Annotated in this window: 22 protein-coding genes; 18 read left to right on the top strand and 4 right to left on the bottom strand. The window is 58.3% G+C overall.

The window, feature by feature from the left end; genetic code table 11:
- The first annotated feature begins 17 nt into the window (after window positions 1-17).
- The 10 genes from atpB (at window position 18) to nucS (ending at window position 8,673) form a co-directional block, all read left to right on the top strand.
- Window positions 18-812, top strand: a complete 795-nt coding sequence (gene atpB, locus HMPREF3130_RS03710) for a F0F1 ATP synthase subunit A (RefSeq protein WP_070429332.1) — start codon at window positions 18-20, stop codon at window positions 810-812.
- A 141-nt stretch (window positions 813-953) separates the two neighbouring features.
- Window positions 954-1,205 (top strand): ATP synthase F0 subunit C, encoded by a 252-nt coding sequence (locus tag HMPREF3130_RS03705; protein WP_070429331.1) that lies wholly within the window; start codon window positions 954-956, stop codon window positions 1,203-1,205.
- Between the two features lie 32 nt (window positions 1,206-1,237).
- Complete coding sequence (locus HMPREF3130_RS03700; RefSeq protein WP_038628467.1) at window positions 1,238-1,801, top strand: F0F1 ATP synthase subunit B; 564 nt, start codon at window positions 1,238-1,240, stop codon at window positions 1,799-1,801.
- Between the two features lie 5 nt (window positions 1,802-1,806).
- A complete protein-coding gene (locus tag HMPREF3130_RS03695) occupies window positions 1,807-2,625 on the top strand; it encodes a F0F1 ATP synthase subunit delta (protein WP_070429330.1) in 819 nt (272 codons plus the stop codon).
- 54 nt (window positions 2,626-2,679) lie between these two features.
- The gene (gene atpA / locus HMPREF3130_RS03690) at window positions 2,680-4,323 is read left to right on the top strand and encodes a F0F1 ATP synthase subunit alpha (protein WP_005509387.1); all 1,644 of its coding nucleotides are present in this window, start codon (window positions 2,680-2,682) and stop codon (window positions 4,321-4,323) included.
- Between the two features lie 53 nt (window positions 4,324-4,376).
- Window positions 4,377-5,357, top strand: a complete 981-nt coding sequence (locus tag HMPREF3130_RS03685) for a F0F1 ATP synthase subunit gamma (RefSeq protein WP_005509705.1) — start codon at window positions 4,377-4,379, stop codon at window positions 5,355-5,357.
- A 2-nt stretch (window positions 5,358-5,359) separates the two neighbouring features.
- Window positions 5,360-6,799, top strand: coding sequence for a F0F1 ATP synthase subunit beta (gene atpD, locus HMPREF3130_RS03680; RefSeq protein ID WP_070429329.1), 1,440 nt, complete (start codon window positions 5,360-5,362; stop codon window positions 6,797-6,799).
- 11 nt (window positions 6,800-6,810) lie between these two features.
- The gene (locus tag HMPREF3130_RS03675) at window positions 6,811-7,182 is read left to right on the top strand and encodes a F0F1 ATP synthase subunit epsilon (protein WP_049194097.1); all 372 of its coding nucleotides are present in this window, start codon (window positions 6,811-6,813) and stop codon (window positions 7,180-7,182) included.
- Between the two features lie 235 nt (window positions 7,183-7,417).
- Window positions 7,418-7,903: a DUF2550 domain-containing protein gene (locus tag HMPREF3130_RS03670; RefSeq protein ID WP_240593322.1), complete on the top strand. Its 486-nt coding sequence runs from the start codon at window positions 7,418-7,420 to the stop codon at window positions 7,901-7,903.
- 77 nt (window positions 7,904-7,980) lie between these two features.
- Window positions 7,981-8,673, top strand: a complete 693-nt coding sequence (gene nucS, locus HMPREF3130_RS03665; protein ID WP_005509457.1) for an endonuclease NucS — start codon at window positions 7,981-7,983, stop codon at window positions 8,671-8,673.
- A 364-nt stretch (window positions 8,674-9,037) separates the two neighbouring features.
- Here the strand turns inward: nucS and mce are convergent, their stop codons facing one another.
- A complete protein-coding gene (gene mce / locus HMPREF3130_RS03655) occupies window positions 9,038-9,490 on the bottom strand; it encodes a methylmalonyl-CoA epimerase (RefSeq protein ID WP_005509354.1) in 453 nt (150 codons plus the stop codon).
- A 31-nt stretch (window positions 9,491-9,521) separates the two neighbouring features.
- On the opposite strand from mce, the gene HMPREF3130_RS03650 reads away from it, so the two are divergent.
- Together HMPREF3130_RS03650 and HMPREF3130_RS03645 are read left to right on the top strand one after the other, a co-directional pair.
- Entirely contained in the window at window positions 9,522-9,827 is a 306-nt protein-coding gene (locus HMPREF3130_RS03650) for a thiamine-binding protein (protein ID WP_049172056.1), read from the top strand.
- Window positions 9,828-9,911: 84 nt separating this feature from the next.
- Window positions 9,912-10,961, top strand: a complete 1,050-nt coding sequence (locus tag HMPREF3130_RS03645; RefSeq protein WP_049172058.1) for a co-chaperone YbbN — start codon at window positions 9,912-9,914, stop codon at window positions 10,959-10,961.
- 51 nt (window positions 10,962-11,012) lie between these two features.
- On the opposite strand, the gene HMPREF3130_RS03640 is transcribed toward HMPREF3130_RS03645, so the two are convergent.
- Window positions 11,013-11,408: a TIGR02611 family protein gene (locus HMPREF3130_RS03640; RefSeq protein WP_016422463.1), complete on the bottom strand. Its 396-nt coding sequence runs from the start codon at window positions 11,406-11,408 to the stop codon at window positions 11,013-11,015.
- Window positions 11,409-11,741: 333 nt separating this feature from the next.
- Between HMPREF3130_RS03640 and HMPREF3130_RS03635 the strand changes: the two genes are divergently transcribed.
- Window positions 11,742-12,914, top strand: a complete 1,173-nt coding sequence (locus HMPREF3130_RS03635; RefSeq protein ID WP_070429328.1) for a serine hydrolase — start codon at window positions 11,742-11,744, stop codon at window positions 12,912-12,914.
- Between the two features lie 128 nt (window positions 12,915-13,042).
- Here the strand turns inward: HMPREF3130_RS03635 and glgB are convergent, their stop codons facing one another.
- A complete protein-coding gene (gene glgB / locus HMPREF3130_RS03630; protein ID WP_070429327.1) occupies window positions 13,043-15,238 on the bottom strand; it encodes a 1,4-alpha-glucan branching protein GlgB in 2,196 nt (731 codons plus the stop codon).
- A 180-nt stretch (window positions 15,239-15,418) separates the two neighbouring features.
- A complete protein-coding gene (locus HMPREF3130_RS03625; RefSeq protein WP_070429326.1) occupies window positions 15,419-17,449 on the bottom strand; it encodes an alpha-1,4-glucan--maltose-1-phosphate maltosyltransferase in 2,031 nt (676 codons plus the stop codon).
- A gap of 140 nt (window positions 17,450-17,589) precedes the next feature.
- Between HMPREF3130_RS03625 and HMPREF3130_RS03620 the strand changes: the two genes are divergently transcribed.
- From HMPREF3130_RS03620 to HMPREF3130_RS03600, 5 genes are all read left to right on the top strand, one after another.
- Window positions 17,590-18,426: an ABC transporter ATP-binding protein gene (locus tag HMPREF3130_RS03620; RefSeq protein ID WP_070429325.1), complete on the top strand. Its 837-nt coding sequence runs from the start codon at window positions 17,590-17,592 to the stop codon at window positions 18,424-18,426.
- A 6-nt stretch (window positions 18,427-18,432) separates the two neighbouring features.
- Complete coding sequence (locus tag HMPREF3130_RS03615; protein WP_069358821.1) at window positions 18,433-19,272, top strand: NUDIX hydrolase; 840 nt, start codon at window positions 18,433-18,435, stop codon at window positions 19,270-19,272.
- Between the two features lie 54 nt (window positions 19,273-19,326).
- Window positions 19,327-20,511, top strand: a complete 1,185-nt coding sequence (locus HMPREF3130_RS03610) for a THUMP-like domain-containing protein (RefSeq protein WP_070429324.1) — start codon at window positions 19,327-19,329, stop codon at window positions 20,509-20,511.
- Between the two features lie 337 nt (window positions 20,512-20,848).
- Entirely contained in the window at window positions 20,849-21,634 is a 786-nt protein-coding gene (locus tag HMPREF3130_RS03605; protein WP_048735284.1) for an electron transfer flavoprotein subunit beta/FixA family protein, read from the top strand.
- 54 nt (window positions 21,635-21,688) lie between these two features.
- Window positions 21,689-22,633 (top strand): electron transfer flavoprotein subunit alpha/FixB family protein, encoded by a 945-nt coding sequence (locus HMPREF3130_RS03600; protein WP_070429323.1) that lies wholly within the window; start codon window positions 21,689-21,691, stop codon window positions 22,631-22,633.
- Window positions 22,634-22,710 lie beyond the last annotated feature (77 nt).

Raw genomic sequence — 22,710 nt, 5'->3', positions numbered from 1 at the left:
TTACAACACTTGCCGAGATGCGGGGTGAGTTTCACTCACCCAACTTGCAGGAGGAGTATTTCCCGGGTGAACAATTTGGCGACTTCATTTTAGGTGGCAGTGGCGACTGGTACGCCATGGACCGCCTGATGATTGTTCGTCTTTTGATGGCCGTGATCGTCGCCGTGTTCTTCGTCGTCGCAATGCGTCGTCCGAAGCTCGTGCCGACTGGTCTGCAGAACGTTGCGGAGTTGATGCTGGACTTCGTCCGCATCCACATCGCGGAGGAGATTCTGGGTAAGAAGGAGGGGCGTCGTTTCCTTCCGGTTCTGGCCACCATCTTCTTCCTTGTTATCTCGATGAATATTGCGGCTATTATTCCTGGCCTCAATATTTCGCCGAACGCCCGAATCGGTATGCCACTGGTTCTGGCCCTGTTCGCATACGTTGCCTTCATTTACGCGGGCTCGAAGAAGATGGGCTTCTTCAAGTTTGTGAAGTCGGCAGTCGTTATTCCGAACTTGCCACCGGCGCTCCACCTCATCGTGGTGCCGATCGAGATTTTCTCCAACTTCGTTCTCCGCCCAGTTACGCTGACCATCCGTCTGATGGCCAACATGCTGGCGGGCCACATGGTTCTAGTCCTGCTTTTCGGTGCCACGAACTTCTTCTTCTGGCAGCTGAATGGTTGGACCGCCCTGTCCGGGTTGACCCTTATCGCTGCGGTAGCATTCACGCTGTTCGAGATGCTGGTGATTTTCCTGCAGGCATACATCTTTGCCCTGCTGAGCGCCGTCTACATCGAACTGTCGCTGCACGCAGACGAGCACTAACCCATAACTAATGAGGCCGCAAATTCGGCAACAAGGCCTCGCAAATTTAATAGCAAGACCCACTTGACCCACAAAAGCCCCGGGCCTACTTAGAACAATCTTTAATCCGGGGCCATCCTTTAAGAAAGGGAACGGTTCATAATGAACGACGTCATCCTCTCCGCCCAGGACGCTGTCCAGGCTGTCGACACCAACTCTGGCCTGAAGACCATCGGTTACGGTCTGTCCACCCTGGGCCCGGGCCTCGGTATCGGCATCGTCGCCGGTAAGACCGTTGAGGGTATGGCACGCCAGCCTGAGATGGCCGGCCAGCTGCGTACTACCATGTTCCTGGGTATCGCCTTCACTGAGGCTCTCGCCCTGATCGGCCTGGTCGCAGGCTTCGTTTTCTAAGTCCGGACCTTCAAGCGGAGAACACGTAAACCATGACAGATTTCACCTTTTTGCTAGCAGCGGGTGACCTCCCGATGGGAGAGTCCGTTGACCCGCTGCTGCCAAAGACCTATGACATCGTCTGGTCCGTTGTCCCGCTGGTAGTTATCCTGGTTCTCTTCTGGAAGCTCGTTCTTCCGAAGTTCCAGGAGGTCCTGACCGAGCGGGAGGACCGGATTGAGGGCGGCATTGAGCGCGCTGAGGCTGCACAGGCCGAGGCGAAGGCCGCTCTGGAAAAGTACAACAGTCAGCTCGCAGAGGCCCGTACTGAAGCAGCAAAGATTCGCGACGAAGCCCGTGCACAGGGGCAGCGCATCATTGCAGACGCTACGACCAAGGCTAATGACGAGAGCGCACGAATCATCGAGTCCGGTGAGAAGCAGCTCGCTGCCCAGCGTGAGCAGGTAGTCGCAGAGCTGCGCAAGGAAATGGGCCAGAACTCCATCAATCTCGCTGAGCGCCTTCTGGGCGAGCAGCTTTCCGACGACGTTCGTAACTCGTCGACGATTGACAACTTCTTGTCCAACCTTGACACCGTGGCCCCGGCCGGAAAGTAGGCGACATGCACGCAGCAAGCCGCGAATCCCTGGCAGCCCTTAGCCAGCGACTGGACGCCGCTATCAGTGGCGACAATGTCGCTGTTGCTCAGGCTGCTCAGACTGGTTCCGAGCTTTTCGACATCGTCGAGGTCCTGGACTCCGACCGCGGCCTGCGTGTCGCTGTCGCCGACACCTCGGCGACTGCGGAACAGCGTTCCGGCCTTGTCCGGAGCCTGTTCGCGGGCAAGGTATCTGAGACGACTCTTAACCTCGTCGTGGATGCTGCCGCGCAGGTATGGTCCACCCCGCGTGAAATGCGTGAGGGTTTGGTAGAGCTGGGCCGTCGAGCCCTCCTTCGCTCTGCCGAAGGCCAGGGACAGCTTGAGACTGTTGAGTCTGAGCTGTTCCAACTGGGACACATCCTGGCTGAGCAGTCGCAGCTTGAACAGCTGCTGGCCGACAAGGCCGCAACCCCCGAAGCCAAGCGTGGGCTCCTCGCCTCTGTGCTGTACGGTAAGGTCACTTCCGTGACCGAAACCCTGGCACTGCAGGCTGTTGGTCGCCCATCCAAGCGCCCCGCGGACGACATTGACTCCCTGTCCCGGCTAGCCGCCGGCCTGCGGAACCACGTCGTCGCTCGCGTGACCAGTGCCACGGCCGTCTCTGACGAGCAAGAGCGAGCACTGGCGGACAAGCTCGGCCGAGTCTACGGCAAGGCGATGTCCATCCACACCGTGATCGATAAGTCGATTCTCGGTGGACTGGTCATCCGGGTTGGCGACGAGGTCATCGACGGTAGCCTTTCAACAAAGCTTGAGAAGCTGCGCGTCGGCCTCGGCTGACGGATGGTTTAGACGATTAATCACTGGAAGAATATTACCGAGAGCAGGAAGAACATGGCGGAGCTGACGATCTCCTCCGACGAGATCCGTAGCGCGATTGCGAACTACACCTCGAGCTACTCCCCGGAGGCCTCCCGCGAGGAGGTTGGCGTTGTTATCAGTGCAGCTGATGGTATCGCCCAGGTTTCGGGAATGCCGTCGGTCATGACGAATGAGCTTCTGGAGTTCCCGGGCGGCGTTATTGGCGTCGCTCAGAACCTCGACACCGACAAGGTCGGCGTTGTGGTGCTGGGTAACTTCGAGTCGCTTAAAGAGGGTGACGAGGTAAAGCGGACGGGTGACGTCCTTTCGATTCCGGTCGGGGACAAGTTCCTCGGTCGCGTAATTAACCCCCTGGGCCAGCCGATTGACGGCCTGGGCGACATTGAGGCTGAAGAGGACCGCGTCCTCGAGCTGCAGGCACCGACCGTGCTGCAGCGTCAGCCGGTTGAAGAGCCGATGGCTACTGGTATTAAGGCCATCGACGCAATGACCCCAATTGGTCGTGGTCAGCGTCAGTTGATCATTGGTGACCGTAAGACCGGTAAGACCGCGGTCTGCCTGGACACCATCTTGAACCAGAAGGCTAACTGGGAGTCCGGTGACCCGAGCAAGCAGGTGCGATGCATCTACGTTGCTATCGGTCAGAAGGGCTCCACCATTGCTGGTGTGCGCCAGACCCTCGAGGAGCAGGGCGCACTCGAGTACACCACTATCGTTGCTGCCCCGGCGTCGGATGCCGCAGGCTTCAAGTGGCTTGCACCATTCGCAGGCGCCGCACTGGGTCAGCACTGGATGTACCAGGGCAAGCACGTCCTGGTCATTTACGATGATCTGACTAAGCAGGCAGAGGCATACCGTGCCATCTCGCTGCTGCTGCGTCGCCCGCCGGGACGCGAAGCTTACCCGGGTGACGTCTTCTACCTCCACTCCCGTCTGCTGGAGCGTGCTGCGAAGCTCTCCGACGACATGGGTGCAGGCTCGCTGACCGCACTGCCGATCATCGAGACCAAGGCAAACGACGTGTCGGCCTTCATTCCGACCAACGTCATTTCCATTACCGACGGCCAGGTCTTCCTCGAGTCCGACCTGTTCAACCAGGGTGTCCGCCCGGCTATTAACGTCGGTGTGTCGGTTTCCCGTGTTGGTGGTGCCGCACAGACCAAGGGCATGAAGAAGGTTTCCGGTAACCTGCGTCTGGACCTCGCGTCCTACCGCGACCTGGAAGCATTCGCAATGTTCGCATCCGACCTGGACGATGCCTCCAAGCGTCAGCTGGAGCGCGGTCAGCGTCTGGTTGAGCTGCTGAAGCAGAAGGAAAACCACCCGCAGCCGGTCGAGTACCAGATGACCTCCATCTACCTCGCTGGTGAGGGCGAATTCGACGATGTCCCGGTTGAGGACGTCCGTCGCTTCGAGGCCGAGCTGCTTGAGCACCTGCAGGACACTCAGCCTGCAGTCTTCGAGCAGATTGACGGCGGCGTCGCCTTCTCTGACGAGTCCAAGGCTGCTCTGAAGTCCGCTACCGCTAACTTCAAGAAGTCCTTCCAGACTTCTGAGGGCGCACCGCTGGCTTCCGAGGCTCCGGTCGAGGCACTCGACGAGGGCGAGCTCAAGAAGCAGCAGATTACGGTCTCCCGCAAGACTGCCCAGAACTAGGCAGGTTGAGCTACTCAATGACCGTTTTCGCAATTGAAGGGAGGGAATAGGACATGGCGAATCTTCGTGAACTTCGAGCCCGAATCAAGTCGGTGAACTCGACCAAGAAGATCACCAAGGCCCAGGAGCTTATCGCAACCTCGCGCATTACTAAGGCGCAGCGTCGCGTAGCAGACTCCCAGCCGTACGCCGACGAAATCGAGAAGGTCATCGGACGTCTCGCATCGGCTTCGTCGTTGGATCACCCGATGCTCGTAAAGCGTGAGGGTAACCAGCGTGTTGCTGTCCTGGTTGTGACCAGTGACCGCGGCATGTGTGGCGGCTACAACCACAACGTCCTGAAGAAGGCTGCAGAACTGCGTACCGCTCTGGAAGAGCAGGGGCATGAGGTCGTTCTCTACGTGACTGGCCGTAAGGGCACCGACTACTACGACTTCCGTGGTGTCGAGCTCGCCGGTACGTGGGAGGGCTTCTCCCAGGATCCGGACTACGCCGCAACCCACGACGTGCGTCGTCACCTCATTGATGGTTTCAACGCTACGGCCGAGGGCACTGCCAAGTACCGCGAAGGCCTGCGTGGCACCAACGGCGAGGCCGTTCAGGGCTTCGACCAGGTCCACGTTGTCTACACGGAATTCGTGTCCATGCTTTCTCAGATTCCGCGTGCACACCAGATGCTCCCGATTGAGCCTGTGTACGAGGATGTCGAGATTGCTCAGGGCGAGGACATGCTGTCCGATGGATCAGATGACCTCAAGCCGGACTATGAATTCGAGCCTGATGCAGACACCCTGTTGGCAGAGCTTCTGCCGCAGTACGTGTCCCGCACTCTGTTCGCAGTGATGCTCGAGGCCGCTGCCTCTGAGTCCGCTGCCCGTCGTAACGCTATGAAGTCCGCGACGGACAACGCTACCGAGCTGGTCAAGGACCTCTCGCGTGTTGCTAACCAGGCACGTCAGGCACAGATTACCCAGGAAATCACAGAAATCGTCGGTGGCGCCGGTGCGCTCGACGACAGCGGAGAAAGTGACTAGATATGAGCACAGCTCTAAGTGAGCAGAACACCACCACGGCTGTGGGCCGTGTTGTGCGTGTCATCGGTGCCGTCGTCGACGTGGAGTTCCCGCGTAACGAACTGCCGGCACTTTACAACGCGCTGACCGTGGAAGTTACCCTTCCTTCGGTCGCCAAGACCATTGTCCTCGAGACTGCACAGCACCTCGGTGACAACATGGTTCGTACCATTGCTATGGCTCCGACCGACGGCCTGGTCCGCGGTGCAGAGGTCAAGGACACCGGAAAGCCGATTTCGGTTCCGGTTGGTGACGTCGTCAAGGGTCACGTCTTTAACGCAATGGGCGACTGCCTGGATGAGCCGGGCCTGGGTCGCGATGGTGAGCAGTGGGGCATCCACCGTGAGCCGCCGGCCTTCGACCAGCTCGAGGGCAAGACCGAGATTCTGGAAACCGGTATTAAGGTCATCGACCTGCTGACCCCGTACGTTAAGGGCGGCAAGATTGGTCTGTTCGGTGGTGCCGGTGTCGGTAAGACCGTTCTGATTCAGGAGATGATTACTCGTATTGCACGCGAGTTCTCCGGTACTTCGGTCTTCGCCGGTGTTGGTGAGCGTACCCGTGAGGGCACCGACCTCTTCCTGGAAATGGAAGAGATGGGCGTTCTCCAGGACACCGCCCTTGTCTTCGGCCAGATGGACGAGCCGCCGGGAGTCCGTATGCGTGTCGCGCTGTCGGGTCTGACCATGGCAGAGTACTTCCGCGATGTTCAGCACCAGGACGTGCTGCTCTTCATTGACAACATCTTCCGTTTCACCCAGGCCGGTTCTGAGGTTTCGACCCTGCTGGGTCGTATGCCTTCCGCCGTGGGTTACCAGCCGACCCTGGCTGACGAGATGGGTGTTCTGCAGGAGCGCATTACGTCCACCAAGGGCCGTTCGATTACCTCTCTGCAGGCCGTCTACGTGCCTGCCGATGACTACACCGACCCGGCTCCGGCAACGACCTTCGCCCACCTCGATGCAACCACCGAGCTCGACCGCTCGATTGCATCGAAGGGTATTTACCCGGCAGTGAACCCGCTGACTTCGACTTCTCGTATCCTCGAGCCGTCGATCGTCGGTGAGGAGCACTACCGAGTTGCTCAGCAGGTTATTAACATCCTGCAGAAGAACAAGGAACTCCAGGACATCATCGCCATCCTCGGTATGGACGAGCTGTCTGAGGAGGACAAGGTGACCGTGCAGCGTGCACGTCGTATCCAGCGATTCTTGGGTCAGAACTTCTTCGTTGCTGAGAAGTTCACGGGTCTGTCTGGTTCGTACGTCCCGCTGAAGGACACCATTGTTGCCTTCGACCGCATCTGCAAGGGCGACTTCGACAACTACCCGGAGATGGCCTTCGACGGCCTGGGTGGCCTCGACGATGTCGAGAAGAAGTACGCTGAAATGCAGAAGAAGTAAGGGGCATCCTCATGGCTGAAATCACCGCTGAACTGGTTGCCGTTGAGCGACCGCTCTGGAAGGGCAAGGCCACTTTGGTCTCTGCCCAGACCACCGAGGGTGAGATCGGCGTGCTGCCCGGACACCAGCCGTTGCTTGGCCAGCTGGTCAACAACGGCACGGTGACCATCAAGACCGCAGACGGCAAGGTTCTTGTCGCTTCGGTACAGGGTGGGTTCATTTCCGTGTCTACCTCGAAGGTTTCGATCCTCGCGGATAAGGCAGTCTGGGCTGACGAGGTTAACCTCTCCGAGGCCGAGTCCAACCTGACTTCGGATGACCCTGCAGTAAAGGCTCAGGCTGAGTCGGAGGTCCGCGCGGCTCGTCGCGCTTCCATCAACTAGTCTTTTCGCCTGAACATCCGGTCGCACGACCGTATTCTTCCTGCTTCTTTAAACGGGGCGGGGAGCTCGCAAGAGAAATCTTGCCAGCTTCCCGCCCCGTTTTTCTTAGTTATTTTTCATGTCAGTGCAACAATCGGGTAGGGTTTGTAAAAAGCCTCTAAAGCGCTTTTGAACCAAGGTTCGTCGTCTATTCACCCGGATGCGAGGCTGGCAGATAGTGTTTTCAAGCGTAACCATGATGTCAATCATGTTCATGATTATCGGTGCGATGTTGATCGTCGGCGGGGTCCTTGCCCTGTGGCGTTTCGCCAGCCTGCATGCAAAAGGTACTCCTGTTATTGCTCGTCGCCTTCCTGCAGGTGATGGCAGTCATTGGCGCCATGGTGTCATTGTTTATTCAGAGTCGACGTTGAAGATGTACAAGCTACGTTCGCTGCGTCCTGGCTGTGATGCCGAATTTGCCCGTCACGATGTCACTATTGTGGATCGCCGAGATCCGACTGACATCGAGGCGGGTTTTTTCGCGCCCGGGCTTCGGGTAGTCAGGATTAAAACGGGGAAAAATACCGAATGGGAGTTTGCCGTGGACTCGTCCTCGGACACTGCCCTGGTGGCGTGGGTGGAGTCGAAGCCGTCGTCACGCCAGACTCGTGAGTTTCCTACAGATATTGAGCGACGTTTCCGTTCGGCTTATAACCGTGGCCGGGGAAGTCAGTACTAGTCTCTTACGAGAGGCTATTGCTAAGGCTCTAGTGGGTATTGTTTTCTCCCGCGCGGCAGTCACGTTAGGGTAGGGGAATGCGCCTTGTGATTGCTGAATGCACCGTTGACTATGTCGGTCGCTTGAATGCCCATCTGCCTCATGCCCCGCGCTTGCTGTTGGTGAAAGCCGATGGGTCTGTTTCTGTGCATGCCGACGACCGTGCATATAAGCCTCTAAACTGGATGACACCGCCGTGCACGCTGACGGAGAAGGATATTCTCGACGAGTCGGGTGAAGACACTGGTGAAAAGCTCTGGGTCGTTGAGAATAAGAAGGGCGAGCAGCTTCGTATCACTATCGGCAAGGTGCTGGCTGATAGCACGTACGAACTGGGAGAGGACCCTGGCCTGGAGAAGGACGGGGTAGAAGCGCATCTACAGGAGCTGCTTGCAGATCAGTTCACAACGTTCGGCGAGGGCTACACCCTGATTAGGCGCGAATACCCAACCCCGATCGGACCGGTGGATCTGCTTGGCCGCGATGAAAACGGCGCCACCGTTGCAGTCGAGGTTAAGCGTCGGGGCGGTATCGACGGTGTTGAGCAGCTAACCCGTTACTTGGAGATGCTGAACCGCGATGAGCTGCTGGCACCGGTGGAAGGGATTTTTGCTGCCCAGGAGATTAAGCCACAGGCCAAGACTCTGGCAGAGGATCGTGGGATTCGCTGTGTGACCGTGGATTACGACGCCCTGCGTGGCCTGGAGTCCAATGAATTGCGGTTGTTCTAGCCATGCCTAGGCGAAACCACAAGCGGCGCGGTAATCAACGAGGCAACCAACGCGGCGGGCGTAATAACCACGGCCAGAATCGCGGCAGCCTGCCCGCATTTGGCAGTTCTTTCCAAAACACCCGCACTGAATCTGGGCCTGCCGGTTGGCAGGACGTGGACTTTGCGGTGCGTAACATCAGCGCTGGACAGTCGAAAAAGGTTTATCGCTGTCCAGGGTGCGACCAGGAAATCATGCCCGGGACCTCGCACATCGTAGCTTGGCCGCAGGATTATGGTGCAGGCGCCGATGACCGGCGTCATTGGCACACTAACTGCTGGCGCAACAGAGCTCACCGCACTATCACGCGCCGCTGGGGATAGATCTACTTAGCCGGCTCAACGAGCTCCAGCAGGACGCCACCGGCATCCTTCGGGTGGATGAAGTTGATGCGCGAACCTGCGGTACCGATCTTCGGCTCCGGGTACAGCACCCGGGTGCCCTGCTCCTTCAGGTGCGCCATCAGCGCCTCCAGATCAGTGACGCGAACTGCGTACTGCTGGATTCCTGGACCCTTCTTGTCCAGGTACTTTGCAATCGTGGACTGGTCGTTCAGTGGCGCGAGAATCTGAACCAGAGTGCCACCTTCAACCTTGTCGGCCGGGCCGACCATGGCCTCGTGGACGCCCTGCTCTTCATTGACTTCATCGTGGTAGTTGATGAAACCAAGGTTTGCGCGGTACCACTCAATAGCGGCATCAAAATCCGGGACTGCGACGCCGACGTGATCGACAGCGACTACGTACTTATGGGGAACGGGAATCTGTGTCTCACTCATAGTTTCCAGGGTACTCGCTATTATCGGCGGCATGATTGTCGCATTTTCTGTTGCCCCCACTTTCTCCGATCCCGAGCAGGGAATGGCGGAGGCGGTTGCTGAAGCCGTGCGTGTTGTGCGCGAATCCGGCCTGCCCAACGAGACCAATGCCATGTTCACCCTAGTTGAAGGCGAATGGGATGAGGTGATGGATGTCATTAAGCGAGCTACGGAAGCAGTCAGCCGTGTCAGTCCGCGTACTTCTCTGGTCATCAAAGCGGACATTCGCAACGGATATACCGGGCAGCTGCGTGCGAAAGTGGATGCGGTCGAGGATGCGCTGAAAGCCACCGACTAGTCTCTTGTTCGGATTGGACACGTAGGCTCTACATAGGTCTTTACATAGGCTTTACGACGACACTGGAGAGGAACCCCTTTGACGATGCCAGCTGGACATGGTCACGCACATGGCCATTCTCATGGTCACTCGCATGGAGCACACGGTCACCGCGAGTGCTCGACTCCGCCGCCACCACCCGGCACGGTTGATTTGGAGCAGCTCCACCAGCGCGCCGAAGCCGAACGTAAGCGCCGAGAGGAGATCGAGCGGGCAACCAGTGATCAGGGAAATGGGCTTCCTCCTGTAGTTGAGATTGTCCCGCAGACCCTTGAGGCAGAAGTCGTTCTGCGCTCGGAGCAGGTCCCGGTTATTGTCTTGATCGGCATGGCTGGAGCAGCTGATTCGTTGCGTCTTCGGGCTGAGCTAGAAGGCATGGCCCGTGAGGCTAATTTGAACTGGATCCTGGCGTGGGCAGATGCTGAGGAGCATCCGCAGCTGGCCCAGGCATTCGGTGTGCAGGCAGTGCCGACAGTCACGGCTGTGGCTATGGGCAGTCCCATTGGCATGTTTGTCGGCGAGAAAACCAGGGATTGGCTGGAGCAGTGGCTGGCGCAGGTTATGAAGGCCACTCGGGGTCGTCTCAAGGGGTTGCCGGCGGGAACTCGTATGGCTGGGGAGGGCAGCGGGCCGGAGGCTCCGGAGCCGACTGACTTCTTCGGCAATCCCGTACCCACCGATGACCCGCGTTTGGAGCAGGCTGAAGAGTTGCTCGAGGAGGGCGATTTCGACGGAGCGTTGGAGCTGTATGACGCTATGCTGCAGTCCGAGCCCGCAAATCAGGGGCTGAAGCGCGCTCACGCGAATGTGTCCTTCTTCGCCCGCGCTGCCAAAATCGATCGCAGCGCAGATCCAATTGCAAAGGCCGACGCTGCGCCGAAGGACGTCGCGCTCGCCCTCGATGCCGCGGATGTCACGATGCTTGTCGACGATCCAGCGAAGGCGCTCGATCGTTTGTTGAAGTTGCTCCCGCAGGTGTTTGGCGATGACCGTGAGGCCATCAAGTCGCGTCTACTAGAGCTGCTTGTGCTATTCGATACCGCAGATCCAGTGGCATTGGATGCACGCCGGAGGATGGCTAGCGCACTGTACTAGGAGTACTGGACTAGGGGCACTGTACTAGGAGCCTGGAAAGCGCTCAGGCTCCTAGCTTGAAGCGTCGGTGTATGGCCAGTCATCCGGAGCCATGAAGTAGTAGACGCTGCCCATTACAGCGGCCATAAACGCCATTAGCAACAGGAAAAGTGTTGCTTTCATTGCCACATGACGCTCCGCATACCAGGCGTAAAAGGCGTCCAATTTTGCTGCCAACCAGATGTTCAGGCGACGTGTCGGCGGATGCACCAACGAGAGAATTCCCAGTGCAACAAAGATGCAGAGCCATCCGGGAGCAGGAGTTGGCAAAATGATAATGCCAACAATGAGCAATACGAAGCCTGCGACGAGAAGAACCGGGGAGAGTACCGGCCCATACCAGGTGTTGCGCATATGGGCATGGCGAATCTGCATGCGGTCCATCAAGCGATGTACCTTTTCCTTCATTGCGATTCACTTCCTCCGATTTTCGGTGCCGTGCGCTATTTCTAGCAGCGGTCTCGGACGAGGCATCGTTGAAGCATTAAGCATCAAATGTGCAGCTCAACTGCCTGGGTGCACCGTTGGACATTGATTCTTTTAATCATGTCTATATTTAATCCATTGTTGCACAAAAGCTGCGCCCCAGTGCAACGAGATTTTTCGGAAGGTGGTAATCTTCCAACAGTTCTCAGTGGTTTACAGCAGTTACCACTGCATCTCATCCACCTGTTCACCTCAGACAGTTCATACTGCGCTAGGTGCCTTTGGTCTTCAGTTTTCTGCAGCCAGGAGTTTTGCATGCGACTTCGCCCCAAAGCCCTTCGCGCTACTTCCGCCTCGGTCATTGTTGCGCTTTCGGCCTCGACTCTGTTGGCGGGGTGCACCATCGATGTCCCAAGCACCACCGGGTCCAAGGCCACCACTGCTACCACAAAACCTAATGCTCCAGATAACGGTTGGGATGCTTCCGAGGAAGTCACCTGGTCTGATGCACAGGACGTCCTCGATACTGCGGCTAAGAGTTTCTCCGACAACTATGGCATTGATTTAGGTGTCTATTTGCGTGTCATTGACGGTCCATACAAAGGGCTCACGGCGTCGGTAGGCGAGGATACGAAGGAGTACTCCGCATCGACCATCAAGGCTCCGTTAGTGGTTACTGCGCTGAAGAAATTCGGCGATGACCTAGACAAGACGGTGACGGTCGATTGGGACAATGGTGTTGGCGGAAGCGTGATTGGCCCTGGCCAATACACGCTCGACGGGCTGTTGCAGTACGTGATGCGGTATTCGGACAACACCGCGGCGAATGGGTTGATTGACGCTGTCGGTGGTTTCGACGAGGTCAACAAAACCATCAAGGAAGCCGGTGTTGATGACAAGCGCTACCACCTGGGCAACAAGTTCAACATCCCCAATCCCAGCGGTGATCGGTCCTGGTTTACTCCCTCTCAAGCTGCGCTGTTCATGGCACGTCTCCAGGAAGTGGCCGATGGCACCTCAAAGCACAACTTCATTACCAAGGACACGGCACAAACTGCATTGACCTACCTCACTTACGGTGGTTCGCAGAAGTTTGTGATGTACGTCGGATCCGCGGTACAGAAGACCGGTGACACTGCCGAGGGCGTTAATGATCACGGCATTTTATACACTGCGGCCGGACCCATCGCTTACGCAATTACGACGCGCTTTGATGGGGTGCCGCTCAATGAGCTTACCGACGGCCTGCTCGGCCAGCTGGGTTCCCAAATAGCCCCGCTTCTGCCGGATTACAATCGCCTTGGTAAGGATGGCAAGCCACTGACTGCTAAGCAGGCTGCGACGTGGAGCGCGGATGAGGATGGCGACGGCATTCCGGATCGTATCGGAACCGACAGCATGGATGGATCCACGTACACCGATGATTCAGATTCTGCGAATTACAACGAATCTTTGGAACCTGACTGGTTCAATCCGTTCCGAGGATAGGACCTGGATACGCTCCCCAAAACAAAATTGCCCGTGTATCAGATTTTCAGGCCGAAAGTCAGGCCACTGAAAACCGTGCAACACGGGCAATTCCTATGTGATTGCCTTCTGTTTGGCTGGATTCGGGACTAGCCCTGCCACTTCAGCCAAACGGCGGTGTTGGCCGGCAGCACCAAATCAATCGAGTGAGCCTGGCCGTTCCAACCGTGCTCGACCGCGGTCACAGTACCGTTTTCACCGTAGCCGGAGCCCTCGTAACGCGATGCGTTTGTGTTCAGAATCTCCGTCCATTGACCACCGCGCGGTACGCCAATCTTGTAGATTTCCTGCGTGGTTCCCGACAGGTTATAGACGCAGGCGACGACCGATCCATCGGTGCCGTAACGGACAAAGGACACAACATTGTTTGAGGAATCATCCGCGTTAATCCACTGGAAGCCCTCTGGGCGGTCATCCTGGGTGTAGAACGCCGGGTTTTCCTTGTAGATGGCGTTGATGTCCTTAACCAGCAGCTGAATGCCGCGGTGGAATTCGCCGCTCCAACCTTCGAGGTTGTCCCAAGCCACGGACTCATCGTGGTTCCACTCGTGGTTCTGGCCAAGATCCTGACCCTGGAATAGAAGCTGCTTGCCCGGGTGCGCCCACATGAAGGTCAGGAAAGTACGTAGGCCTGCGGCCTTATCCCAATCGCCGCCCGGCATGCGCTCCCACAGCGAGCCCTTGCCGTGCACGACCTCGTCGTGGCTAATCGGCAGAATGAACTCTTCCGAGTAGGCGTAGACCATAGCGAAAGTGAGCTCATGGTGGTGGTAGGAGCGGTAAATCGGCTCCTTGCTGAAGTACTCCAGCGTGTCATTCATCCAGCCCATGTTCCACTTCATAGAGAAGCCCAAGCCACCGTGTTCGGTAGGTGCGGTCACTCCCGGCCAAGAAGTGGATTCTTCGGCCACGGTGAGGAAGCCCGGGTTGTGCTTGTGTACAGTGGCGTTGAATTCCTGCAGGAACTGAACAGCATCGAGGTTTTCACGGCCACCGTACTGGTTCGGCAGCCACTCGCCTTCATTGCGGGAGTAGTCCAGGTACAGCATGGAAGCCACTGCGTCGACGCGCAGACCGTCGATGTGGAACTCTTCTGCCCAGTACAGTGCGTTGGCGTAGAGGAAGTTGCGTACCTCGTTGCGGCCGAAGTCGAAAACGTAGGTGCCCCAGTCGCGCTGCTCGCCGCGGCGCCAGTCCGGGTGCTCGTAGCAAGCCGTGCCATCGAAGCGGGCAAGTGCGAACTCGTCCTTCGGGAAGTGCCCCGGAACCCAGTCCATGATGACACCGATGCCAGCGGCGTGGAAGGCATCAACTAGACCGCGGAACTGATCTGGGGTGCCGAAGCGGCTGGTCGGAGCGTAGTAGCCGGAAACCTGATAACCCCAGGAACCGGTGAACGGGTGCTCACATACTGGCATGAACTCCACGTGGGTGTAGCCCATGTCGACCACGTAGCGCACCAGCTTCTCCGCCATAACTTCGTAGCTCAGGCCCTGCTTCCAGGAACCCAAGTGGACCTCGTAGATAGAGATGGGCTCTTCGGTCCAGTCTGTGTTGGCGCGCTTTTCCATCCACGCTTGGTCGCCCCAGGCGTAGTCGGAGGTCGCAACAATCGACCCAGTAGCCGGTGGGAGCTCAGCAGCACGCGCCATCGGGTCGGCCTTATCGCGGCGCTGTCCTTCCGGTGTCGTGATGGCGAATTTATAGACATCGCCCTCACCCACACCCGGGATGAACAGTTCCCAGATACCTGCGCCACCCATAGAGCGCATTGGGTACTGCGCGCCGTTCCACATACAGAAGTCACCGACCACGGCGACGCCGCGTGCGTTCGGAGCCCAGACCGTAAACGAGGTGCCTTCGACCGTACCCAGCTCGGTGTCGTAACTGCGAAGGTGAGCACCGAGAACCTTCCACAGTTCCTCATGACGTCCTTCGCCGATTAGGTGCAGGTCACCAGCGCCGATAGTGGGGAGGAAACGGTAGCCGTCGGCACGCTCTACGGTCTCGCCGGAGTCCCACGTAATGCGCAGGCGGTAGTCGAAGTCATCGCCGCCGGGGACGAGGGCGGTGAAGAAACCGTCGCCCAGGTTCTCCGCTTCAAACTCGCCGCGAGTGCTGACGACAGTAACTGCCTGAGCGCCGAAGACCCTCGTGCGAATAACCGTGTCACCGTCCACGACGTGTGCGCCGTAGATGCTGTGCGGATCGTGATGGGTGCAGTAGCGCAGGCGATCCATATCGCCGGAATCAATTGCGAGGCGGGGATCTGTGTGGGCTCCCATGGAAGGTCCTTCCGAAGCGTTTCTAGGTAGGTGAATGTGAAGTTATTGAGTTCAGTTCTAAAGAAATAGAGGGAGGTAGGGGACAGTGGGCTGCTAACTCACCCGCCAGCCTAACGACGAATCGTTGCGACAGTGGTCAGGTCAGCGGCCCACTAACCCCGAAAGTTCCCAGCAAGCGTTCTAGCCCTCGTAGTCGGGGACGTCGCGCCAAGCCAACTTGTGGCGGAGCTTGACATCGATTTCCGGCAGCTTGATGATGTGCGCAACGTTTTCCCACGGTGCCAGGCGGACGTAGTTGTCCTTGCCCCAGTTGAACTGGTTGCCGGTAATCAGGTCAGTGACATCCATGCGGTCGTGGTTGCGGAGCCCGATGCAATCCATGTCGAGGTGCACGGTAGCTTCCTGGGCATTCCATGGATCGAGGTTGAGGACAACGAGGATGGCATCGCCGGTGACCGGATCGAGCTTCGAGTAAGCCAGTAGGTTGTCATTGTCGATGTCGTGGAAGTGCAGGTTGCGCAGCTGCTGCAGAGCCGGGTGCTCGCGGCGAATCTTGTTCAGCGTGGCAATGAACGGCTCCAGCGAGGTGCCGGTGGCCAGTGCCTGGTCGTAATCGCGGCTGCGGAGCTGGTACTTCTCGCTGTCGAGGTACTCCTCGGAGCCCTCCTTGACCGGAACGTTTTCAAACAGCTCGAAGCCGGAGTACATGCCCCACAGCGGAGATAGGGTTGAAGCCAGCGCGGCGCGGATGGCGAAGGCGCCACGGCCGCCCTTGACCAGGAAGTCATGCAGAATATCTGGGGTATTGACCCATAGGGATGGGCGAGCGATGTCCGCATGGCGGGTAATCTCCTCGCCGAATTCGGTCAGCTCTTCCTTCGTAGTCTTCCACGGGAAGTAGATGTAGGACTGAGTGAAGCCAGCCTTGGCCAGGCCGTAGAGGCGGGCCGGGGCGGTGAAGGCCTCGGCGAGGAAGATGACCTCCGGGTTGGTTTCGTGGACGGTTTCAATCAGCCATTCCCAGAAGTTGCCCGGCTTGGTGTGGGGGTTATCCACGCGGAAGACCTTGACTCCACGCTTGACCCAAAACTTCACTACACGCAGAACCTCTGCGTACAGGCCCTTGGCATCGTTGTCGAAATTCAGCGGGTAGATGTCCTGGTACTTCTTCGGCGGATTCTCGGCGTAGGCAATGGTGCCGTCCGGCAGCACGGTGAACCACTCCGGGTGAGCCTTAGCCCAGGGGTGGTCCGGTGCACACTGGAGCGCTAGGTCGATAGCGACCTCGAGGTTGCGCTCCTTAGCAGCCTTAATGAATTCCTTGAAGTCCTTCTCGTCACCGAGGCTCGGGTGGATGGCGTCGTGGCCACCTTCTGCGGAGCCGATAGCCCACGGAGATCCAACATCGCTCGGTTCCGGGGTCAGGGTGTTGTTGCGACCCTTGCGATTGATTTCACCGATTGGGTGAATCGGGGGCAGATAGACCGTGTCGAAGCCCATGCGCTGAGCGCGATCAAGCTGTGCAACCGCAGTCTTGAATGTGCCGTGCAGCAGCTCGCCATTTTCGCCGTAACCACCGTTGGAACGAGGGAAGAACTCATACCAAGAGGAGTACAGGGCTTCGCGGCGGTCAACCTTGATCTTGCGGGTCTTTCCGCGGGTCAAAAGGTCGCGCACCGGGTGCGCCTGCAAAATGGCGCGGGTCTCGTCGGAAAGCGCGGCGGCAATGCGGGCGCGAAGATCGCCGTCGCCGCGCAGACCTGCGGCGATGGAGCGTAGGTGGTTGCGGTGGATAGCAGCGGCACCAGCGGCGGCGCGGTCGAAGAGAGCGGCGCCAATTTCTAGATCATTAGCGAGTTCAGCTTCGCTCTGACCGGCCTCGAACTTCTTGGTGATAGCGTTGCGCCACGTTGCCATCGGGTCGGACCAGGCATCAATGCGAATGGTCCACAGCCCGGGAATGTCTGGGACGAAGGTGGCGTTGACCTGATTTGGATCATGGTCAGAAAAGTGCATTGGAATGCGCTGTGAGCGGGAAGCAAAAGCTGATTCCTTCGGCCCCTTGACGTTGAGCGTGGCGTTCATCGCGTCGTGGCCTTCTCGCCAAATGACGGCAAAGGTTGGGACGACTTCACCCACTACGGCCTTTGATGGAGTTGCACCACCGTTGATTTGAGGACGGATGTCATCAATACCGATTCGACCAGTCATAAAAGACGTTCTCCTAATTGTCGGCGAGCTAGGTGAAAATCGAAGCAAAACCATCTCGAGTGAACTCGATTTGCTCTCTACCGAGGATAGATGAGAATGTCCAAGCGCACATTTGGGCAAAGTTAGGGCACCATGGATGTGTGGCTGAATTGGAAGAAGACTTTAACGAAGATTTGCTACTCGACTTTCGCGACGTAAACCTCATCCGTGGTGGCCGTACGCTGGTCGGGCCGGTGGATTGGCAAGTAGAACTTGACGAGCGCTGGGTCATCATGGGGCCGAACGGTGCAGGCAAGACTTCTTTAATGCGCATTGCTGCAGCGGAGGAGTTCCCGTCTTCAGGGGTGGCCCATGTGATGGGCGAGCAGATTGGGCGCACCGACATGCGTGATCTGCGCACCATGATTGGTTTGACATCATCGTCGATTGCTCACCGCATTCCCAATGACGAAAAGGTCGCGGACCTTGTAATCTCGGCCAGTTACTCCGTCATGGGTCGCTGGCGTGAGACCTATGAAGAGATGGATTTCGAACAGCTCTCCGAGATTCTCGAGCGCATGGGCGCTGAGCATCTTGCAGACCGCACCTGGGGCACTCTCAGTGAGGGAGAGCGCAAGCGCGTGCTCATCGCACGAGCCATGATGGTCAACCCCGAATTGCTGCTTCTCGACGAGCCGGGAGCCGGGCTCGACCTCGGCGGCCGTGAGGACCTGGTCGGTTACTTAGGCGAACTCGCACTCGACCCGGATGCGCCGGCGATGGTGATGATTACGCACCACCCGGAAGAAATTCCGTACGGCTTCACCCATGCGATGCTCCTCGACGAAGGCAATGTCATCGCACAGGGGCTTATTGACGACGTCCTGACCAGTGAGAACCTGACCAAGGCTTTCCACCAGGAGATCGTCGTCGATCGCATCGATGATCGCTACTTTGCGCGCCGAGCACGGCCTGCTGGAAAGCACCGGAAGAAGTAGACGCTCATGGCGGTTCCGACACCTGAAACCCCGAATACGCCCGCGTCGCCGAAACTGGCAGCGACCGTGTTGCTGCTCCGCGACACCCACTGCGGGCTCGAGGTCTACGTTCAAGAACGCGTATCCTCAATGCGCTTTGCGGCCAACATGACCGTGTTCCCCGGCGGTGGAGTAGACCAGCGTGATTTCCCAGCTGTCGCGAATGAGGTCATGGCCGTGACCGGACCGTCGGAAGCCGACCCCGAGTCGCGGATCGCGCAGGCTTTTAACGTCGGTCGCGCGCGGGCGCACGCGCTCACCTGCGCGGCCGTGCGTGAGACCTTTGAGGAAACAGGCACTCTGTTGGTTCGCGATGCTGGCGGTGAGATTGTCGCAGATGGCCACCGCTTCCACCGTCAGCGACGACAGTTGGAAGCCCACGAGTTGTCATTGACGGATTTCCTTAGCAATGAAAATCTGGCGCTCGATGCCGAACTCGTCAGTCCTTGGGCTAACTGGGTGACACCCGAATCCAACCCCATTCGCTACGACACCTATTTCTTCCTCGCCGCGCTTCCCGACGGTCAAAGGGCCGACGGTGACACCTCTGAGGCATCATCTTCAGGTTGGTTCCGCCCGACGACGATTTTGGATGGATGGCGCCGTGGGCTACTTGGCCTCATGCCTCCGACCTGGGCGCAACTGACTCGCTTGGACGGTGTCAATACTGTGGCGGAGGCTCTCGAGGCGGCCAGAAACACTCCGGTGCGACGCACCAGTAGTGACTTCCTCGGGGAACCTTTTATGGATGAGTACTTTGCCGTTGCCACCCACATGGGGCATTTGCGCAAAGGTATGAACCGTTAGCCGACTACTCAACCCCCGTTAACCGGCTGATCCCTAGTTGGAAGGAGATAACGAGTGTCCCTGTCCGCTGCAGAGGTGGCCGCTGTTGCTGCTCATCCGGAGTGGCTAGATGAGGCCGACCAGCTCGCGCTCACTAAAAAGTCTCTGATTGCAGACTCCGCGCATCTACGCCAACACTGTGGCGAGTTTGGTCGCGCGGTCATTGAAGTCGCGGCAGCTCGGCGTTCTGCGGTCAGCAAACTGCCAGGGGACTGGATCTTCTCTTCCGAAGCAGCGCAACAGGCCACGCCCTTTGTCGTCGCGCTGGCTCGCGCTCGTAGGCTTGCGCATCTCGGTGTCGAAGCAGTGGCCGATGTGACCTGCTCCATTGGTACTGAGGTGGCAGCAATTGACCACGAGGGCCTGACCGTTGTCGGGTCTGATCTCGACCTTGCACGGCTGGCCATGGCGCGGCATAACGTCGGCAAGAACATCTTCGCGCAGGCCGATGCTTTGCAACCGGCCTTTGACGCACCCGTCATTGTCGCTGACCCTGCCCGCCGCTCCGGTGGGCGTAGGATCACCAACCCGGAGGACTTGCTCCCATCGCTGCCGGCGCTCGTAGCCGCCTGGCCCGACAAAGAACTAGCTATCAAATGCGCGCCAGGCCTCGACTTCAGCGAGTGGAGCGGGGAAGTGGCTGTCACTTCGGTGGACGGTGCGGTCAAGGAGGCATGTCTATATACGCCGGGGCTGGCCGGAGTTACCGATGGGCAATCCGTAACGCGATCGGCGATGGTTATCCAGACCGTCGATAAGCACAGGCCGTTAGAGTTGTCGGCGGTGGACGTGCAGACCTACGACGACACCATGCCTGACGACGTCGATGTGCGCGCTGCCGGTCGGTACATCATTGATCCGGATGGGGCGATTGTGCGCGCCGGGCTGGTGCGGCATTTTGCGGCGGCGCATGGGCTGTGGCAGCTCGATGAGCGGATTGCGCACGTCAGTGGCGATGTTTTGCCGCAGGGGATTGCCGGGTTCGAAGTTATTGAGCAAGTGGGGTTGAAGCAGGTTCGCAAGGCACTGGCAGCGTTGGATTGCGGATCGGTGGAAATTCTCGTGCGCGGCGTAGACGTCAACCCCGACGCGTTGCGCAAGCAGTGGAAACTTAAGGGCTCCAGGGCATTGGCGGTGGTGGTCACGCGCATCGGAAGGAGCGCGACGGCGTTTATCTGTCAGCCCCGGGAGATCGGTTAAGGACCGCTTTACGACGGAAAACTGGTGGGGGTAGCCCGTTGGGGATCGGTGTTTGCTGTTGGCGAATACTGCGGAGACAGCTGCAGTTGATTGCGTACTATTAACGTCTGACATGCGGAAATAGCATGTTGGCGGGCGGGCTGTGCTCGTGGTGTAGAAAAAAATTTAAAAAAATAACGACATTGTTATCTGGATCACCTTCGCATTGGCGACAGGTTCTGTTATCTTCAACACAGACGACCTAGAGCGTGGCCTGGTTCACTTTATTGTGAGGCGGCTTGCGAAGTAAGGTCAGATAAACGTTCACCAGTAATCAACCAGTAAGGACGACAGAAAAATGCCGAACATCGTGGTTCTGGTCAAGCAGGTTCCGGACACCTGGTCCGAGCGTAAGCTCACCGATGACAAGTTTGTCCTCGATCGTGAGTCTGCAGACGCAGTTCTCGACGAAATTAATGAGAACGCTGTTGAGGCTGCCCTGCAGCTGAAGGAAGAGCACGGCGGAAACGTTACCGTCGCAACTGTTGGCCCGGATCGTGCCATCGAGGCACTGCGCAAGGCTCTGTCCATGGGTGCAGACGACGCCGTCATTCTTTCGGACGACGCACTTGAAGGTTCCGACGCTGTTCAGACCGCATGGGCTCTGTCCAACGTCATCGACACTCTCGAGGATGTTGACCTCATCGTCACCGGCAATGCCTCCACTGACGGTGGCACCGGCTCCGTCCCGGCTATCCTCGGTGTCTACCGCGACCTGCCGGTTCTGACTCACCTGCGCTCTGTCGCTATCGAAGGTGACTCCATCACCGGTGAGCGTGAGGTCGAAGACGGCATCTACCAGCTCAAGGCATCCCTGCCGGCAGTCGTCTCCGTCACTGAGAAGGCTAATAGCCCGCGCTTCGCATCCTTCAAGGGCATCATGGCCGCTAAGAAGAAGCCGGTCACCGAGCTGACTCTGGACGATGTTGCTGCTGAGGCAGAGCAGGTTGGTCTCGAAAACGCTGCTACCGGTGTCACTGGCTCCACTCCGAAGCCGGCTAAGACCGCTGGTGAGCGCATTAACGATGAGGGAGACGGCGGCGCCAAGCTGGCCGAGTACCTCAAGGCCCAGAAGTTCATCTAAGGCGCTTGACGCGAATAGAAGACAAATAGAGATACAAGTAGGAGAAAGATCACTATGACCGACGTCCTCGTTCTCGTCGAGCACGCAAATGGCGAGCTGAAGAACACCACCGCTGAACTGCTGACCGCTGCTTCCGCATTCGGCACCCCGGCCGCAGTTGTCGCGGGTACCCCGGGTACCGCTGCTGGCTTCGCAGACACCCTGGCCTCCTACGGCGCTGGCGAGATTCTCGCTGCTGAGTCCGACGATGCCGACAAGTACCTGATCACCCCTGAGGTTGACGTTCTCGTCGGCCTGGCCTCCGAGCGTGAGGTTCCGGTGCTGGTTTCCGCTTCCGCAACCGGCAAGGAAATCGCTGGCCGCGTCGCTGCGCTGACCGGTTCCGGTCTGCTGTCCGACGTTGTTGCTATCAACGATGACGCTTCCGTTAAGTACTCCATCTTCGGTGGCGAGTACATCGTTGACGGTGTCGGCTACGGCGCATCCCCGGTCTACGCTCTGCGTCCGGGCTCCGTTGACCCGGAGGAGAAGTCCGGTTCCGCTGACGTTACCGAGATTGCATTCCCAGAGATCGGCAACAACGCTGTCGAGATCGTTTCCTTCGCGCCGGCTGAGGGCGGCGACCGTCCGGAGCTGACCGAGGCTAAGCTGGTTGTTTCCGGTGGCCGTGGTGTCGCATCCGAGGATGGCTTCAAGAACGTTGTTGAGCCGCTGGCAGACGTTCTCGGCGCAGCTGTTGGTGCTTCCCGTGCTGCTGTTGACGCTGGCTACTACCCGGGTCAGTTCCAGGTTGGCCAGACCGGTAAGACCGTTTCCCCGGACCTCTACGTTGCTCTGGGTATTTCCGGTGCTATCCAGCACAAGGCAGGTATGCAGACCTCCAAGACCATCGTTGTGGTCAACAAGGACGAAGAGGCTCCGCTGTTCGAGATTGCTGACTTCGGTGTCGTCGGTGACCTGTTCGACGTTGTCCCGCAGGCTATCGAGAACCTAAAGTAATACGCACTTGCCTTAAGGCTGCTAGTTGCGTAAGGCTGCTGGCCGAGAGTCAACTCGGCTAGCAACTACCCGCTCGG

This window comes from Corynebacterium sp. HMSC14B06 (assembly GCF_001807075.1).
Classification (GTDB): Bacteria; Actinomycetota; Actinomycetes; order Mycobacteriales; family Mycobacteriaceae; genus Corynebacterium; species Corynebacterium jeikeium_D.
This window is presented reverse-complemented; position numbering and strand designations above follow the sequence as displayed.

What these genes read in the sequence shown, in the direction of transcription:
- atpB (WP_070429332.1), top strand. Translation starts at nt 18, where the DNA reads ATGCGGGGTGAGTTTCACTCACCCAACTTGCAGGAGGAGTATTTCCCG.
- HMPREF3130_RS03705 (WP_070429331.1), top strand. Translation starts at nt 954, where the DNA reads ATGAACGACGTCATCCTCTCCGCCCAGGACGCTGTCCAGGCTGTCGAC.
- HMPREF3130_RS03700 (WP_038628467.1), top strand. Translation starts at nt 1,238, where the DNA reads ATGACAGATTTCACCTTTTTGCTAGCAGCGGGTGACCTCCCGATGGGA.
- HMPREF3130_RS03695 (WP_070429330.1), top strand. Translation starts at nt 1,807, where the DNA reads ATGCACGCAGCAAGCCGCGAATCCCTGGCAGCCCTTAGCCAGCGACTG.
- atpA (WP_005509387.1), top strand. Translation starts at nt 2,680, where the DNA reads ATGGCGGAGCTGACGATCTCCTCCGACGAGATCCGTAGCGCGATTGCG.
- HMPREF3130_RS03685 (WP_005509705.1), top strand. Translation starts at nt 4,377, where the DNA reads ATGGCGAATCTTCGTGAACTTCGAGCCCGAATCAAGTCGGTGAACTCG.
- atpD (WP_070429329.1), top strand. Translation starts at nt 5,360, where the DNA reads ATGAGCACAGCTCTAAGTGAGCAGAACACCACCACGGCTGTGGGCCGT.
- HMPREF3130_RS03675 (WP_049194097.1), top strand. Translation starts at nt 6,811, where the DNA reads ATGGCTGAAATCACCGCTGAACTGGTTGCCGTTGAGCGACCGCTCTGG.
- HMPREF3130_RS03670 (WP_240593322.1), top strand. Translation starts at nt 7,418, where the DNA reads ATGATGTCAATCATGTTCATGATTATCGGTGCGATGTTGATCGTCGGC.
- nucS (WP_005509457.1), top strand. Translation starts at nt 7,981, where the DNA reads ATGCGCCTTGTGATTGCTGAATGCACCGTTGACTATGTCGGTCGCTTG.
- mce (WP_005509354.1), bottom strand. Translation starts at nt 9,490, where the DNA reads ATGAGTGAGACACAGATTCCCGTTCCCCATAAGTACGTAGTCGCTGTC.
- HMPREF3130_RS03650 (WP_049172056.1), top strand. Translation starts at nt 9,522, where the DNA reads ATGATTGTCGCATTTTCTGTTGCCCCCACTTTCTCCGATCCCGAGCAG.
- HMPREF3130_RS03645 (WP_049172058.1), top strand. Translation starts at nt 9,912, where the DNA reads ATGCCAGCTGGACATGGTCACGCACATGGCCATTCTCATGGTCACTCG.
- HMPREF3130_RS03640 (WP_016422463.1), bottom strand. Translation starts at nt 11,408, where the DNA reads ATGAAGGAAAAGGTACATCGCTTGATGGACCGCATGCAGATTCGCCAT.
- HMPREF3130_RS03635 (WP_070429328.1), top strand. Translation starts at nt 11,742, where the DNA reads ATGCGACTTCGCCCCAAAGCCCTTCGCGCTACTTCCGCCTCGGTCATT.
- glgB (WP_070429327.1), bottom strand. Translation starts at nt 15,238, where the DNA reads ATGGGAGCCCACACAGATCCCCGCCTCGCAATTGATTCCGGCGATATG.
- HMPREF3130_RS03625 (WP_070429326.1), bottom strand. Translation starts at nt 17,449, where the DNA reads ATGACTGGTCGAATCGGTATTGATGACATCCGTCCTCAAATCAACGGT.
- HMPREF3130_RS03615 (WP_069358821.1), top strand. Translation starts at nt 18,433, where the DNA reads ATGGCGGTTCCGACACCTGAAACCCCGAATACGCCCGCGTCGCCGAAA.
- HMPREF3130_RS03605 (WP_048735284.1), top strand. Translation starts at nt 20,849, where the DNA reads ATGCCGAACATCGTGGTTCTGGTCAAGCAGGTTCCGGACACCTGGTCC.
- HMPREF3130_RS03600 (WP_070429323.1), top strand. Translation starts at nt 21,689, where the DNA reads ATGACCGACGTCCTCGTTCTCGTCGAGCACGCAAATGGCGAGCTGAAG.